Annotated in this window: 10 protein-coding genes; 6 read left to right on the plus strand and 4 right to left on the minus strand. The window is 60.7% G+C overall.

Annotation, left to right across the window (positions count from 1 at the left end; all coding sequences use genetic code 11):
* Positions 1 to 267: 267 nt before the first annotated feature.
* Positions 268 to 705 (plus strand): hypothetical protein, encoded by a 438-nt coding sequence (locus LJD17_RS24105; RefSeq protein WP_264478448.1) that lies wholly within the window; start codon positions 268 to 270, stop codon positions 703 to 705.
* A 105-nt stretch (positions 706 to 810) separates the two neighbouring features.
* On the opposite strand, the gene LJD17_RS16400 is transcribed toward LJD17_RS24105, so the two are convergent.
* The gene (locus LJD17_RS16400) at positions 811 to 1,101 is read right to left on the minus strand and encodes a porin (RefSeq protein ID WP_227385275.1); all 291 of its coding nucleotides are present in this window, start codon (positions 1,099 to 1,101) and stop codon (positions 811 to 813) included.
* A 75-nt stretch (positions 1,102 to 1,176) separates the two neighbouring features.
* On the opposite strand from LJD17_RS16400, the gene LJD17_RS16405 reads away from it, so the two are divergent.
* The gene (locus LJD17_RS16405) at positions 1,177 to 2,595 is read left to right on the plus strand and encodes a serine hydrolase domain-containing protein (protein ID WP_227385276.1); all 1,419 of its coding nucleotides are present in this window, start codon (positions 1,177 to 1,179) and stop codon (positions 2,593 to 2,595) included.
* Here the strand turns inward: LJD17_RS16405 and LJD17_RS16410 are convergent.
* On the minus strand, positions 2,586 to 3,419 hold the full coding sequence (locus LJD17_RS16410; RefSeq protein WP_227385277.1) for a CPBP family glutamic-type intramembrane protease: 834 nt from the start codon (positions 3,417 to 3,419) through the stop codon (positions 2,586 to 2,588). The two genes, LJD17_RS16405 and LJD17_RS16410, sit on opposite strands and share 10 nt — an antisense overlap.
* Positions 3,420 to 3,590: 171 nt before the next feature.
* On the opposite strand from LJD17_RS16410, the gene LJD17_RS16415 reads away from it, so the two are divergent.
* From LJD17_RS16415 to LJD17_RS16430, 4 genes are read left to right on the plus strand one after another with little or no spacing between them, the layout of a single operon-like run.
* Positions 3,591 to 4,850 (plus strand): NHLP bacteriocin system secretion protein, encoded by a 1,260-nt coding sequence (locus LJD17_RS16415; RefSeq protein ID WP_227385278.1) that lies wholly within the window; start codon positions 3,591 to 3,593, stop codon positions 4,848 to 4,850.
* Positions 4,847 to 7,042, plus strand: a complete 2,196-nt coding sequence (locus LJD17_RS16420; protein WP_227385279.1) for an NHLP family bacteriocin export ABC transporter peptidase/permease/ATPase subunit — start codon at positions 4,847 to 4,849, stop codon at positions 7,040 to 7,042. Before LJD17_RS16415 ends, LJD17_RS16420 begins: the two co-directional genes overlap by 4 nt.
* On the plus strand, positions 7,039 to 9,825 hold the full coding sequence (locus LJD17_RS16425) for an NHLP bacteriocin export ABC transporter permease/ATPase subunit (protein WP_227385280.1): 2,787 nt from the start codon (positions 7,039 to 7,041) through the stop codon (positions 9,823 to 9,825). The genes LJD17_RS16420 and LJD17_RS16425 overlap by 4 nt, the downstream gene beginning before the upstream one ends.
* Positions 9,822 to 11,351, plus strand: a complete 1,530-nt coding sequence (locus LJD17_RS16430) for an AprA-related methyltransferase (RefSeq protein ID WP_227385281.1) — start codon at positions 9,822 to 9,824, stop codon at positions 11,349 to 11,351. Before LJD17_RS16425 ends, LJD17_RS16430 begins: the two co-directional genes overlap by 4 nt.
* Here the strand turns inward: LJD17_RS16430 and metX are convergent.
* Both metX and LJD17_RS16440 read right to left on the minus strand, forming a co-directional pair.
* A complete protein-coding gene (metX, locus tag LJD17_RS16435) occupies positions 11,320 to 12,456 on the minus strand; it encodes a homoserine O-acetyltransferase MetX (RefSeq protein ID WP_227385282.1) in 1,137 nt (378 codons plus the stop codon). The two genes, LJD17_RS16430 and metX, sit on opposite strands and share 32 nt — an antisense overlap.
* Positions 12,456 to 14,441 carry a RiPP maturation radical SAM C-methyltransferase gene (locus tag LJD17_RS16440; RefSeq protein WP_227385283.1) on the minus strand — a complete coding sequence of 662 codons (1,986 nt, stop codon included), beginning with the start codon at positions 14,439 to 14,441 and terminating at the stop codon, positions 12,456 to 12,458. Before LJD17_RS16440 ends, metX begins: the two co-directional genes overlap by 1 nt.
* Positions 14,442 to 14,452: the final 11 nt, after the last annotated feature.

A 14,452-nucleotide genomic window follows, 5' to 3' on the forward strand; every position in this document is an offset into this window, starting at 1 on the left:
GGAGGGCTGCAGCCCTCCTTTTTTGTTGCCGGTTTTGTTGCCGGGTCTCACGTTTCTTTGAAGACCGGGAGATCCCCTTGGCCGGCTCATCGAGCGAAGACATAGAAACGCGGTATATTTCAAGCTTTTAGTCCTCTCGGGGGTGGCCCTTTCCAGAGAGTGGTGCGGTCATCGCCCCTGTCCGAACGTCGAACTTTTTGATCGGGGTCGCGTTGGCCCGACAACGACCCTGGCTTTCGGCCCGCCGCCTAACGGAGGAGACTTTCGATGCGACGCATAACCTTGACCGCTGCCCTTGGGGCTCTGCTCATCAGCACGGCCGGTGCGATGGCACAGCCTTATCCGGCGCCTGTTCCGAACGCCAGCGGCTCCCAGACGACGAACCCGCTGACCTATGGCGATACCGCGCGCCCCGGTATGATGCCGTATCCGGGTCAGGGCGTGGCCGTCGGTACCTGCGCGCCTTCGCCGAACGCCAGTGGCTCCCTGACCACGGCTCCGTGCTCCTACAACAATGCCGGCACGACGCCCGGCAATGAACCGATGGCGACGGGATCTATCATCGTGCAGCCGGTCCCCGGCCCGATGTACGCTCCAGGGCCGATGTACGTGCCAGGCCCGATGTACGTCCCGGGGCCGGTGCCGAATGCCAGCGGCTCGCAGGTCACGGACCCCGATAGCTACGGCAATACGCTTCCGCGCTAACGGAAGCGTTTGACCACCAAAGCCTCGCCGCCTTTAAGTCGGTGAGGCTTTTTTTATGGTTCCGGTAAGGGCAATCCGCAGGTTGGCGCGCACCCCGCCTGTGGGCTAGCGGACCCCTTCGGCCCGGATGACGGCGCGCAACGGGCCATATTCCGTCTGTTTGCGAACATCGAGCTGCACGCGGCCGCTGGCTCCCGTTCGGACGGAATCCGATCCACGGGTGCGGCTTGCGCCGATAACCGTCTCGGCGCGAACGCGGCCACTGACGCGCACGCAGGTGTCCGAGCCCTGCAACGCCGAAAAGCCCGGAGGGCAGGCGAGAGCGGTTCCCGGCATTATGGCCACAGCGCTGAACAGCAGGCTTGCCGCTGCGGCAGTAATGAGGCTTGGTTGCATCGGATCCCTCGCGTCTGTTGCCGGATCATAGAGCAAGATGAGTCAGCTGGCGCGTCCTTTGTGGAAGGTGGAATCATGGATGCCTGGCTCGATGCGGCTTTATCCTACATTTCGTCGTGGCTGCCGTTTCAGCTGCGCACCCTGGATCAGCCGGGCTGTGCGGTCGCCATCACGTTTCAGGAAAAGCTCGTTTACGAGGCTGCCTTCGGCGTTGCCGATCTTTCAACGGGTGAGAAGCTCACCCCCCGTCACATGTTTCGCGTTGCATCCCATTCCAAGACATTCACGGCAAGTGCGATCCTCAAGCTGCGCGAGATGGGACACGTCCGCCTCGACGATCCGGTTGGACGCTATGTGAAAGGGCTCCATCCGCGTGTTGCCGAAGCAACCCTGGAGCAGCTCCTCAGCCATAGCGCAGGCCTTACCCGTGACGGCCGGGACAGCGGCCAGTTCATGGACAGGCGGCCCTACCTCTCTGCGGAGGAGTTGCGGGCCGATCTCGGAAACACTCAGCCTCTGGAGCCGGGAGAGGCGTTCAAGTATTCCAACCACGGTTACGGGCTGCTCGGTCTCGTGGTCGAGGCGATCACAGGTGAACCTTATGCCGCGTGGGTACAGCGCGAGGTTCTCGAGCCCGCAGGCCTGCCGGCGATTGCGCCCGACACTCCCTTCATCGGAAATCGCGTTCTCGCGCGCGGTCACAGCGCGCCTCTGCCATTGGGACGCCGGGTCGTCATTGCCGGCGATGCCCCCGCCAATGCCATCGCTCCGGCCGGTGGTTTCGTCGCGAGCGCGAGCGACCTTGTGCGCTTCTTCGCCCAGCTCTCCCCGAAGGCCGAGACGAGCATTCTCACCGTGGCCAGCCGACGCGACATGATCCGGCGCAGGTGGCGTGACGAAGGTGGCGTCCAGGAACGCCATTACGGGCTCGGCACATTGATGGGGCCGCCGGGCGAATGGGCGTCGTTCGGCCATTCGGGATCGCTGCAGGGCTTTTTATCCCGGACGGCCGTCTATGTTCCGCACGGCGTTGCCATCACCGTTCTCGCCAACGCGATCGATGCACCGGCCGCCCTTTGGGTCGAGGGAATTGCGCATATTCTGAAGACATATTCGCAAAAGGGCGCCCCGGCGGATGATATCGCGGATTGGCGCGGCCGCTGGTGGAGCATCTGGGGCGCCACCGATCTTGTGCCGCTCGGGAAGCGGGTCGTCACGGCCACTCCTTACTCGTTCTGGCCTTTTGCCGACGGCAGCGAGGCGGAGATGAGCGATTGCGACAACGGACTCATCGTGCACGGATCCGGCTTTAACAGCATCCGCGAGCCCTTGCGCAGGGTTCGCGATGCCGAAGGCCGAGTGTGCGAGGTCTGGGTCGGCGGAAGCAGACTCGTCGAGGAGGAAGCGCTGCGGGACGAAATGGTCTCGCGCTACACCTCGCGGGGTCGTCGGACAGCCTCCGATCCGTCTCCCGGATCGTCGGATCAGGGCTGAAAGGCTTTGACCGCAAGCTGTAGCGGAAGGTGGGCTGCGGCGTGGGCGATCATGGCCGCTTCAACTCCGAAAAGCACATAGAGCCTTCCACAGAGAAGCCCCACAATCCCGTTGAGCACGAGCGCGCGGAGGATGATCAGGGGGGTCAGGGCCGTCAGGAGGCTCGTGAAAGGGAGATGGGCTGCGCCGAACACCAGGGCTGCGATTACGATGGCGGTCCATTGATGCCAGGATCGCATCTTTCGATCCTTGGTGAATATCCGCACGAGCAAGTAAACCAACCCGGAAACAAGGAAGAGACGCATAAGGACCTCCTCGTTGACGCCTCCATAGAGGACGCCGGTCAGGAGGCTCAAACCGAGAGACCGATCGAACGCGGGCATCGAGAAACGCGTTGCTCCGGCCTGGAACACCATCAGATCGGCTGCAACGACCATAAGGCCGGCGATAATGCCGAGACCCGCAGCGATCAGGAAGGAGCGGACCACCGGAACCGGGCCGTTGCCGCCGGCGCAACGAACGATAAAAGGCGCGCCTGAAAGCCCGCAGGCTGCCGCGGCGCGGAGACCCAGGAATGCCGCGAGACCGAAAAGAACGAGTGTCTGGAGAGCGGCAATTCCCATCAGGGGGAGCAGGCCCATCGTATAAGCCTGTCCTGCATTGGCACGGGCCGCCATCAGCATCGGGAGAGTGCTGAACGAGCCCAGAAGGCACAGGACAACCAAAATGATCGTCGCGCGCAGATGAAGAGCGAGGGACGGCCTCGGTACGTCGTCTTCTGTCAGTTCTGGGCCTTTGGATTTGAAGGATTTGTCGCGCTGCATGGAGGTTTCGGTTGGAAACTGGACGGGAAGTCGCCCGATCCAGCGGAAAGAAAGATGCAATATTACACTTGCGGTTGCGGCTAAAGTATACTGGGCGATTGAGTAAAGTGAAATCTTTACACTATAGCTAATACACTTATTATTCACATACTTCACCTGCCGCGGTTGCAAATGCTTGAAACGAAGTCCCCGCCTTTCGGAGTGAGGGAAGAGCCTATTCGGGATCCGGAACAGCTCAACCGCGCCCTTCATCTGACGTCACCCTCGACCTGGATCGCCCTGGCGATCCTGGGGTTATGCGTCGTCACGATCCTGGGCTGGGGCATCCTCGGCCGTCTCTCCTTCTATACGCAGGGAATGGGCATCATCCTGATGCAGCGTGGCGTGGTGTTCGACATTGCCGCGACGTCCACCGGAACGGTGAACACCATTCATGTGAAGGTCGGCCAACAGGTGGAGAAGGGCGACTTGCTGTTCACCATCCAGCAGGATGAGTTGGCCGCGAGACGTCAATCGGCGGCTCAAGCGCTCAAGCAGCAGCAGGATGCCCTGGCGACGTACCAGGCGTCCTCCCAGGCGGATATCGCACGCCGCAAGGCCAATCTTGCGCAGCAGCTCCAGTCCATGCAGTCGAGCCTGAAGGATGCGCAGAGCAATTTGGCGCAACTCCAGGATATCTATGCGGGCCTGCAGCAGGAGCTTCAGCGCGGCTACACCACGAGACCGCAAGTCCAGGCGGCCTTTGATCGCATGACGTCAGTGCAATCGTCGATCCGGGACATGAACGACAGAATGGCGTCGCTCCAGACGCAGCAGATCGAGTTTGAAGACGATGTCGCGCGGAATGTCGCCGACCTGCAGATGAAGGTGACGAGTGCCCAGGGCTCGCTGCGAGACCTGGACGTACAGCTCGAATTCGGCGGCTTGATCCGCAGTCCCTCGAAGGGCTTCGTGACGGAGATTTCGACACAGCAGAATGCGATCGTTTCCTCCTCCAGTCAGTTGGCGGTTGTCGAGACGGGCGAAGAAGCGCTCGTCGTGCATGCCTATCTTCCGATTTCGGGCGGAAAGCGCGTCCTGGTCGGCATGGATGCTCAGATCAGTCCAACATCCGTCGAGCGTGACATATACGGCTCTCTTCGTGGGCGTGTCACAAGCGTTAGTGCCTTGCCGGTGACACACCAGGGTCTGATGAATGTCATTGGCGACGAGACGCTCGTATCGCAACTCATGGCAGGCGGGGCTCCCATCGAGGTGCAGCTGAGCCTCGAAAGTGATCCCAACACACCGAGCCGTCTCAAGTGGACGTCATCCTCCGGCCCGCCCGTGCAGATTACTCCGGGTACGACAGCCCAGGCCATGATCAGGGTGCAGCGGGAACGGCCGATCTCTCTGGTCATCCCGCTTGCGCAGACTTGGCTCGACCTATGACGGCCGGAATTCTCTCCGGGTTTCCTTTTCTGCAGCAGAGCAACCGTGTCTCCACGCCCACAGTCCTGCAGATGGAGGCGATGGAATGCGGCGCCGCGGTTCTCGGCATCATCCTTGGCTATTACAAGCGGTTTGTGCCTCTCGAGGAACTGCGGGTGGCCTGCGGTGTTTCGCGGGACGGGGTTCGGATCGGCAATATTCTGCGGGCCGCCACGCAATACGGCATGAAGGGCGGCGGATTGCAGCTCAGCGCCGAACAGGCTCTCCAACTGAAACCGCCCTTCATTGCCTATTGGGACGCCAACCACTTCGTCGTTGTCGAAGGGGCGAATTCTCATAAGGTCTTCATCAACGATCCCGCGTTCGGGCGGCGCAGCATCGGCCGAAAGGACTTTACGGAGGCCTTTTCCAACGTCGTTCTACGTCTGGAGCCCGGCCCCGAATTCAAGCCAGGTGGAAGACGCGGTCATCTCCTGTCGACGCTCTATGCCTGGACCGACGGCTCACGCCCGGCTCTCTCGGTCATTGTCGCGGTCACGCTGCTGCTCGTTCTGCCGAGCGTTCTGCTGCCCGCGTTTCTCAAGGTCTTCATCGATGAAATCCTCGTCAGGGGATTTCGCTCGTGGCTGTTCCCGCTCCTGATCGGCTTCATCCTGGCGGCCTTGTTGAGCGGCGCACTGACCTGGCTGCAGCAAACGATGCTTCTGCGGTTGCAGATGAAATTCGCCATCACGATCGCAACGCGGTTCATGTGGCATATGTTGCGCCTCCCGATCATGTTCTTCAAGGAGCGGTATGCGGGGGACGTGGCATCGCGGATGCAATCGGCCAACCATCTCGCATTGCTGCTATCGGGCCCGCTCCCCACCATGGTGGTCAACGGTTTCACCGCGGTCGGCTATGGGCTCATCATGAGCCTCTACAGTTTGCCGCTCACTCTGATCGCCGGAGGCCTGACGGCGCTCAATGCAGTCGCGGTCCGCCTGATGCAGCGCCGATTGCGCGATCTGAATGCCTCCTTGCTCAATACCAGCGCCAAGGCCTCGGGCGCGGCGATGGCGGGTCTGCGATCCCTCGACAGCATCAAAGCGGCAGGCACGGAGAGTGATTTCTTTCGGGTCTGGTCCGGATACCAGACAAACAGTCTCAATACGTCGCAGGAGCTGGGGCGAACCTCGGTGGCGTTAAGCACCGTTCCTTCAGTTCTCAGCCACGTGACCACGGCGCTCGTTCTTGGAGTCGGAGCGCTACTGATCATCGACGGACGTATGAGCATCGGTGGACTTGTGGCTTTCCAGATGCTCCTTGGATACTTCGTCGGCCCTATTCAGCAGCTCATCGGGTTCGCGTCCCAGCTCCAGGAGGCAAGCGGCCATATGAGCCGTCTCGACGACGTGCTCAAGAGTCCTGTCGATCCGATGCTGACAACGGCTCCCGAGCCATCAGCCCTGCAGGATGGAGCGACGAGACTGCTGACCGGTGATATCGAGCTGCGTAACGTCTCTTTCGCCTTCGGCAGCCTCGATGAGCCGTTTATGAAGGACATCAACATCCGGATCCGGCCTGGGCAGAGAGTCGCAATCGTTGGTCGCAGCGGCAGCGGCAAGTCGACATTGCTTCGCCTCCTCCTGGGCCTCTACCGTCCGAGCGCTGGCTCCGTCCTCTTCGATGCTCAGCCGATTGAAAAGACGCCGAGGGAGGTCCTGACGGCCTCCATCGCCTGGGTCGACCAGGACATTTACCTTTTTGAGGGCACGATTGCCGAGAACCTGACGCTCTGGGATCCCGTCACGCCATGGGAGGCGGTGGTGCAGGCCGCGAAAGATGCCTGCATCCATGACATGATCATGAGCCGCACGGGCGGATATGACGGAAAGGTCCTAGAGGGCGGAGGCAATTTCAGCGGTGGGCAGCGACAGCGGCTCGAAATTGCCCGGGCCCTCGCACGGCAGCCCTCCATCCTCGTTCTCGACGAGGCGACAGCCGCTCTCGACACCTATACGGAGGCTCTGATCGACAGCAATATCCGGCGCCGCGGAATGACGTGCATCATCGTGGCGCATCGCCTGAGCACGATCCGTGATGCGGACGAAATCGTTGTGATCAAGGACGGTGCCATCGCGGAGCGAGGGACGCATCATGAACTTGTCGCCGCGAATGGCGAATACGCCGAGCTGATTGCGGCATCATGAGCATCCTTGACAACATCCTTGGGCAGGACAAGCTCGACGAAATCCTGACTGAAGGTTGGGCGGAACCGGCTGCAGGTCTGGCAAAGTCTCTCGGTATCGGAGGTAAGCGCAAGATCGTCGGAGGAAGGGATGCCTTCCCTCTGATCGGAGCCGGACGTTGCTGGCTCGTACTGTCCGGGACCGTGGATTTGTTTTGGGAGGATGCCGCCGGCCGCCTGTTCCTGGCTGAGATCGAGGCCGGTGGCCTTCTGGACGCCGTGATGGCGCAGAATGGGCCCGGACGGATTCTCGCGGTGCCCTCCGAGGAAGCGGAGATCGTCGAAACCACGCGCGGCGCGCTCTATGCGCTGCACCTCGGGCAGGCGGGCGGAGATAAGTTCGTTCAAGCCTGGAGCATCTGGCTCGCCGCGATGAAAGGTTTTCTTCAGCGCGGCGTCATGGTCCAACCGCCGAATGATCCTCAAATAACGACAGCCGCGTGGGATGGGCCCCTGGACCGGCTGAATGCAACCCTTGTCGCGAGTGCTACGGCAGCGCGTGAGACTGTCCTTCGAACACGCCTTCAGCGCATCAGGCAGTCACAGAACACGACCGCGCACGATTTCACGAAGGGGCTTGCAAGCGTTGCTGGCATCTTCGACCGCGATGTCCCCGGCGGGACCGGCATCGAGCAGATCAGTCTGGCCGACGCGGCCGGAATCGTCGTGCGCGCTCTGAAAATTGAACAGGATGTCATCACGCCGGATGCGATGGACACGTTGCCCGAAACCGAGGCGATTCAGATTTTCGCCCAGGACAACGGTTTGCAAATCCGCACCATTGAACTGGACGAGGCATGGTGGACGCAGGACCACGGGCCGCTTCTCGCATTCCAGAATCCGGGGCGGCGCCCTTGCGCGCTGCTTCCGGCGCCGCGGAACCGCTATTGGATCTGCACCGGCAATGCCCGAAGGCTCGTGGATGCCAAAGTCGCCGAGACGATCGATCCGAGCGCCTATGCGTTTTATCCACCGCTGCCGTCGGGGGCGCTGACGCCGTGGCGCATCTTCCGGTTCGGACTCGGCGGCGGGCATCTCGACGCTCGCAACATCATCGCATGCATGATCGTGGGAGGACTTCTGTCTCTCGTCACGCCGCTTGCCATCGGCTGGCTCATGAATCCGATCATCCCAGGCGCCGAGCGGGATCAGGTTTATGTGGTCATTCTTCTGCTGATCACGACAGGCGTCTCAGCCGCCCTCACCACCGTCATTCAATCCCTGGCGACCGTTCGTCTGGAGGGGCGAATAGACAACCGGGTTCAGGCGGCGGTGTGGATTAGGCTCCTGAACCTGCCTGCCGCCTTTTTCAGGGACTACACGGCGGGAGATCTCGCAAACCGCGCCGACAGCATCAACGGCATGCGTCAGATCGTCGGTCAGTCCCTGAGCCTGTTCCTCGTCAGCGGCATAGGAGCCGTGTTCAGCTTCGGGCTCATGGCGTATTACGATTGGCATGTTGCCGTTATCGTGCTTATCGCCTGCGCCATATTCGGGGCCGTGACCTATGTGGTTGGCCGTCAGGTTCTGACCTATAACCGGCAGACTCTCGACATGGGAGGGCGGATTCAGGGCCTGATCCTGCAGATGCTCGGCTCTATTGCAAAGCTGCGGGTCGCGGGTGCCGAGCGCCGGGCATTCCTGCAATGGCTCGACCTTTACCGGCGCAGCATCGACATTTCCTTGCGTCAGCGGACACTCAATAATCGCCTGCTGATTTTTCGTTCGATGTTCGAATATCTGATCCCCCTGATCGTGCTCGTGGTGATCGGATACCAGATGGGGATCCTGCTCGCCTTCTTTCACTGGGACGATGCGGTTTCCAACGCGACGGCGACTCCACCGCTCAGCACGGCCGAGTTCGTCAGCTTTAACGTCGCTCTGGGGCAGTTCCTGGGATCTGCTTTTTCCTCGACGAAAGGCACTCTGCTCCTCGTGATGCTGAAGCCCCTCTACGATCGGGTGAGGCCGATCCTCATGGCCGAGGAGGAGCAGCGCATCAGCCATGGGCATTTGGCTCCGATCAAGGGAGAGATCGAGTTTCGGGATGTTTCCTTCCGCTATGGCCCCGAGGAGCCGCTCGTGCTGCGCCAGCTGTCCTTTGTCGCGGAGAAGGGCAAGGTGACGGCGGTCGTCGGTCCTTCAGGCGCCGGAAAGTCTTCCGTCGTTCGCCTGCTCCTTGGCTTCGAAACGCCCGAAACGGGCTCCGTTCTGGTGGACGGAAATGATATCCGCTTTATCAACCGCTGGGATCTGCGGCGTCAGTTCGGCGTCGTTCTTCAGGATGGCGGCCTTCTGAGCGCGTCCATCTACGACAATGTCGCGGCAGGTTTGCCGTTCTCGACCGAAGAGGTATTGGCGGCTCTACGCGCGGCGGGACTCGAGGACGATATCAAGGCTTGGCCGATGGGCCTGAGGACCGTGATCGGGGACAGCTCGTCCGAGATTTCCCGCGGCCAACGGCAGCGCCTGATGATCGCCCGCGCCATCATCCGCAAGCCCCGTGTCCTGATCTTCGACGAAGCCACGAGCGCTCTTGATAACGTGGTTCAAATGAAGGTGACCCAGAATCTGAAGGCCCTCGACTGTACCCAGATCATCATAGCCCACCGCCTCTCGACGATCATCGATGCGGATAAGATCGTCGTTCTCGACGCGGGACGTATCGTCGAGGCGGGGACCTACACGGAGCTCTTGGAGAAGAATGGCCTTTTCGCGCGGCTCGTGGAGCGTCAGGTCGAATGACGTCGGCGCTCTCCTCGGCCTGGTCGACCTTATGTCATCATTGCGATGGCATCGCCTTGGGGACGACGCTGGAAACCCTCTACGAGGCCGGCGTCCTTGAGCGTCTGAGGCAGACGCCGATGTCGGCCCAGGAAATGTCTCGACATTTTGGCCTTTCCTCCGGCTTCGCCGCACTTGCCGGGAAGCTGCTCCAATCTCAGGCCCTTGTAGAATATGGCGGCGGAATTTTTCATCTTTCAGGGACCGGGAAGGATGCTCTTGAGCATCCCCGTTCGTTTCTCGGCATGCGGGCGCGCATCGGACAGGCCACGGCGCTTCTGGAGGCGCTGATTGCAGGTGGCGGAAATGAGCCGGCGGGTGGGATTGATCTTGCGTTCTTGAAAGATGGCGGCCTGTCTGAGCGATGGCGCCAGCAGGCCTTGGGCCCTCTTGCGGCCGTTGCATGGTTTGGACTTGATCGCCGGGGAATCCTACAGAAATTCAAGGACGATCCTTACCGTCCGGCGGATGCTGCGGAAAAGGCCGCTCTGAAGATCCAGGAGGCTGTTGGGTGGATCGCCTTTGATGCGAACGGGAATGCCCACGTTACCGAGACGGGACGGGCCGCCCTCAATTTTGCAGTCCAGTATGCATATCCCATCTGCTACCTGCCGACTTTCGCTTCCGTGCCCGCGCTTCTCCACACGGGAAAACAATTGCCGCGCGTCAACGGCGAGGAAACCCATGTGGATCGCTCTCTCGATATCGCGTTCAGCGGAGCCGTATTCTCAAAGACCTGCCGCGATCCCTTCTTCGATATGGCGCTTCCCCTGTTCGATGGCGCGGCAGGCGAGCAGCCTGTTGCGATCGTCGATACCGGATCGGGCGACGGAACCGTTCTCAGGAGCCTCTTCGAAGCTGTACGGACGCGAACCCAGCGAGGACAGGTTCTCGACCGGCATCCGCTTGTTCTTGTCGGGGTGGAGGTCAATGAGGTGGCTCGCCGAGCGACGGAGGAGCGTCTCTCGGAACTCGGAGTTCCCGTGAGGGCCATTCTTGGCGATATCGGAGACCCGAGACACATTGCTGTGGCGCTCACCGCATTGGAGATCGATCCGATGCGAGTCCTGCATGTCAACAAGTCCGTCATTCACAATCGGACATTCCTGGTGCCCGAATATCGCTATGCTGCGCCTGAAACCAAGGCAGTGTTCACACGTCCCGGCGGCGATTTGATCGCGCCCGATCTTCTTTTCTCGAATCTCGTAGAGTTTTTTGCCGATTGGAAGCCTTTTCTCGGCCGCCACGGGATGATTTCCATAGAGGCCCATACGGTCGCGCCTGAGCGCGCCGCTTCCCGCATCGGCGGAAATCTCATTACCCTGCTCGATGCCGCTCATGGTTACTCGACGCAATATCTCGTGGAGATCGACGTTCACCGAAAAGCACAAGATCTTGCGGGCATCCGACGCCTTGCGCAGCATGACATCGGCGCCGCAATGGTCGGGGCGCCCATCATGTCGATCGACCATCTCCACCATGGATAGGTTGAGAGCGGTTTTTAAGGAAATCTGCCAGAAGCGGTTCCAAACTGGCGAAGTCATAGAGAAATGCCCCATGACCGATGGCGCTGTTCAAGACCTCGTGGCGGACCGGGACGGCCCGAGGCGCAAGAGCCACGCGGATTTCGTCCATCTCCTGAGGCGGATAGCGCCAATCGGCGCTGTAGCTGACGAGCAGGAGTGGAGAGGTAAAGCGCCCGAGCGCCGCTGCAACGCTCCCGTACTCTCGGGATAGATCGAAGTAGTCTATGGCGCGGGTGAGATAAATCAGGGCATTGGCATCGAGATTTCCGGCTGACGCATTGTGGTGAACGCGTGCCAGAAACTCCTCAATGGCGAATTCAGGCTCGAGCGTATAGCGTAGCGGACGATCCTCGATGGTTCTGAGACCGAACTTACTCTGGAGAGTATCGCGGCTCATCCAGAACAATGCGCCTGTCATCGCCAACAACCCTAAACCGGCATTCGGGGGAGGGCCGTCATAATAGTCCCCGCGGTTCCATGCAGGGTCGCTGGTCAGTGCCGCGCGCAAGACGCTCCAGAGGGCGGTATTATGGGTGCTTGTCCTTGCCGTGGCGCTGATGAGCACTGAGCTCTCGACCTGGTCCGGATATTTCGACATCCATTCGAGAGCCTGAAAGCCTCCCATGCAACCGCCGATTACCGCATAGAGGCGTGTGATCCCGATCTGGTTCAGCAACTGGCGTTGCGCGGCTACCATATCGGCGATCGTGATCACCGGAAAGCGCATGCCATAAGGGCGCCCCGTCGTAGGATCGGGCGACATCGGCCCGGTACTCCCGCCGAAGCTGCCGATCACATTAGGGCAAATTACAAAAAAGCGATCCGTGTCGATCGCCAGGCCAGGGCCGATGGCCTGGCTCCACCAGCCTGCGCGTCCGCCTTGATGCCACGGCGGGCCGGCGGCGTGCTGATCGGCCGTAAGGCCATGAAGAAGAAGAACCGCATTATCCCGGTCTGGGGAGAGGGTGCCATATGTCTCAAAGGCGAGGTCCACCTGGGGAAGCACATTTCCCGATGTGAGTCCCAAAGGCTCTTCCAGCCTCACCGTCTCTCGAGCGATCTTCATCAGATGGCGGCCAAAAGCTGCTCGACCGCATCTTCACCCGGCATGAAGTAGCCTCCTGGGAAAGCGCTGGGCGCCGGAAGCAGACGATGCGGACGCCAAAGCGGCAGTCCGACGAGGCGCCCATCGAGACGAACCATGAGACGCCGCGTCAGAAGCTCCTCGACCGATTGGGCGATCGATGCGTCGTCGCACCCCATTTCGATCAGCCGCCCACGAAGTTGGGCTTCGGGCAATGCCTCGTCAGCAAGCTTCAGGATCGTGCGTGCCAACCCAACGATATGGTGCTGACGTTCAACCGCACAGTCGCGGGTGTCATCCACGATGAGGGTGTTGTTTTCGTCGATCATCGACAGCATCGGCAGAGCCCCGCCACGCGTCCATGCGGAGAACCACGCTCCAATCGCCTGCCGTGCGGATTCAAGACCGGGTCTGTGAGACGTGTCGCCGGGTGCGTCGGCGCTGTCGTTCTCGAAGAAGTACACCTGGTCGTGGAGTTCCTGATCCCCGAGCGGATATGCGTACCGGTAAAGCTCTGAAGGGGTCAGTTGAAGATTATAGGACGTTGGGTTGGTGAAGTATGGACTGTACCGGTCGAACCGGAGCGTGATGGCGGCTCCCGGCTGAAGATGGGAGATCAGTGGGATCCACTCCGACATTTCAGCGTACCAGGCGTCATCTTCGCCAGGAAAGCCGCAAAGGAGGCTCCAGCTGACCCGGATCCCCAACTGGCGGCTCCATTTGAGAAGCTGGAGATTCTGGGACGCTGTGCAACCCTTGCGCATCAGGCGAAGAACGCGTGAATCCAGGCTTTCGATTCCCGGCTGGATCCACCGGACGCCTGCGGCCGCCAGGGTTTCCAGCTGTCGCTTCTTCATGTTGGACTTGACCTCGAAGAAGATCGAGAAGTCATGACCTTCATCCGCAAGGCGCGGCATGACCTTGTCGAAATAGCCCATGTCGAGAATGTTATCGACCGCCTCGATCCGGCGGACCTGATAGCGCTCGGACAGTTGGACCATGTCGTCGACAACGGTTTCGGCAGGCTTCGACCGGTAGGACATCGTCCCACCATTCAGTCCACAGAACGTGCAGTGACTCTTCGCGCCCCACCAGCATCCCCGCGAGAATTCCATGGGAAGGCCCGGAATGATCTGGCTGGCATAAAGGGATTGTGACAGTTCCTCGAAATAATCGTCGTAATCCGGCAATGGTAACGATCGAATGTCGTCCGTAATTGCTCGCGGAACACCATCGCCGCCACTTGCGGACGGGTAGCCGGATGTTCGATGAACAGGAGCGAATACGCCAAAGGGTATTTCCTCCGGTGCGAGGTCCCGACCCTGTTCCAGAATGTTATCGACGAGTGGGGCAATAAAGCCGTCTGCCTCGCCCGAGACCACGAAGTCTACCCAGGGAAACTGGGAATGCGTTGTGCGACCCATGACGGATTCACAGTTGGCTCCTCCGATCATCGTCACAACGTCCGGCGCAATTTCCCGGATCCGACGCAGAAGAGCCAAGGAGGCCACGTGCTGCTGGAAAGTGGACGTGCATCCGACAATGCGCGGCTCAAGGGCGAGGATCTTCCGGGCCGTCCAGTCGATGAAATCCGTCATCTGTCCGCGCAGGGCAAGAAGCTGCCGAGCATCGGGAGCCCTGCGGCCCCGGCGCGGGTTGCGCTCTATGAGGCGTGACAGAAAACGGTCATGGTCCGGACGGAAATCCGGAAAAGCGACTTCGCCGAAGAGCCAGTCAACCACCGCTTCCTCGGGCCGGATGCTCTCCAGCGTTCGATAGCCCTTGATGCCGATGTACTCGAGGAACCAGAGGCTCGGATATAGAACTTTTGAGGAGATGCCGGCTCCGGCCAGAATAGATTTGAGAAGCCCGAGGGCAATCGATGGCCGCTCGACCCCGGAAAGAGGCATATTCACGAGGCAGACATCCACCCGTGGGTCTATGCGGTCAGTGGTGGATGCCGTCACCCGCTCCATCT

Origin of the sequence: Microvirga rosea (genome assembly GCF_020595095.1) — a bacterium.
In the GTDB taxonomy this organism is placed as follows: Bacteria; Pseudomonadota; Alphaproteobacteria; order Rhizobiales; family Beijerinckiaceae; genus Microvirga; species Microvirga rosea.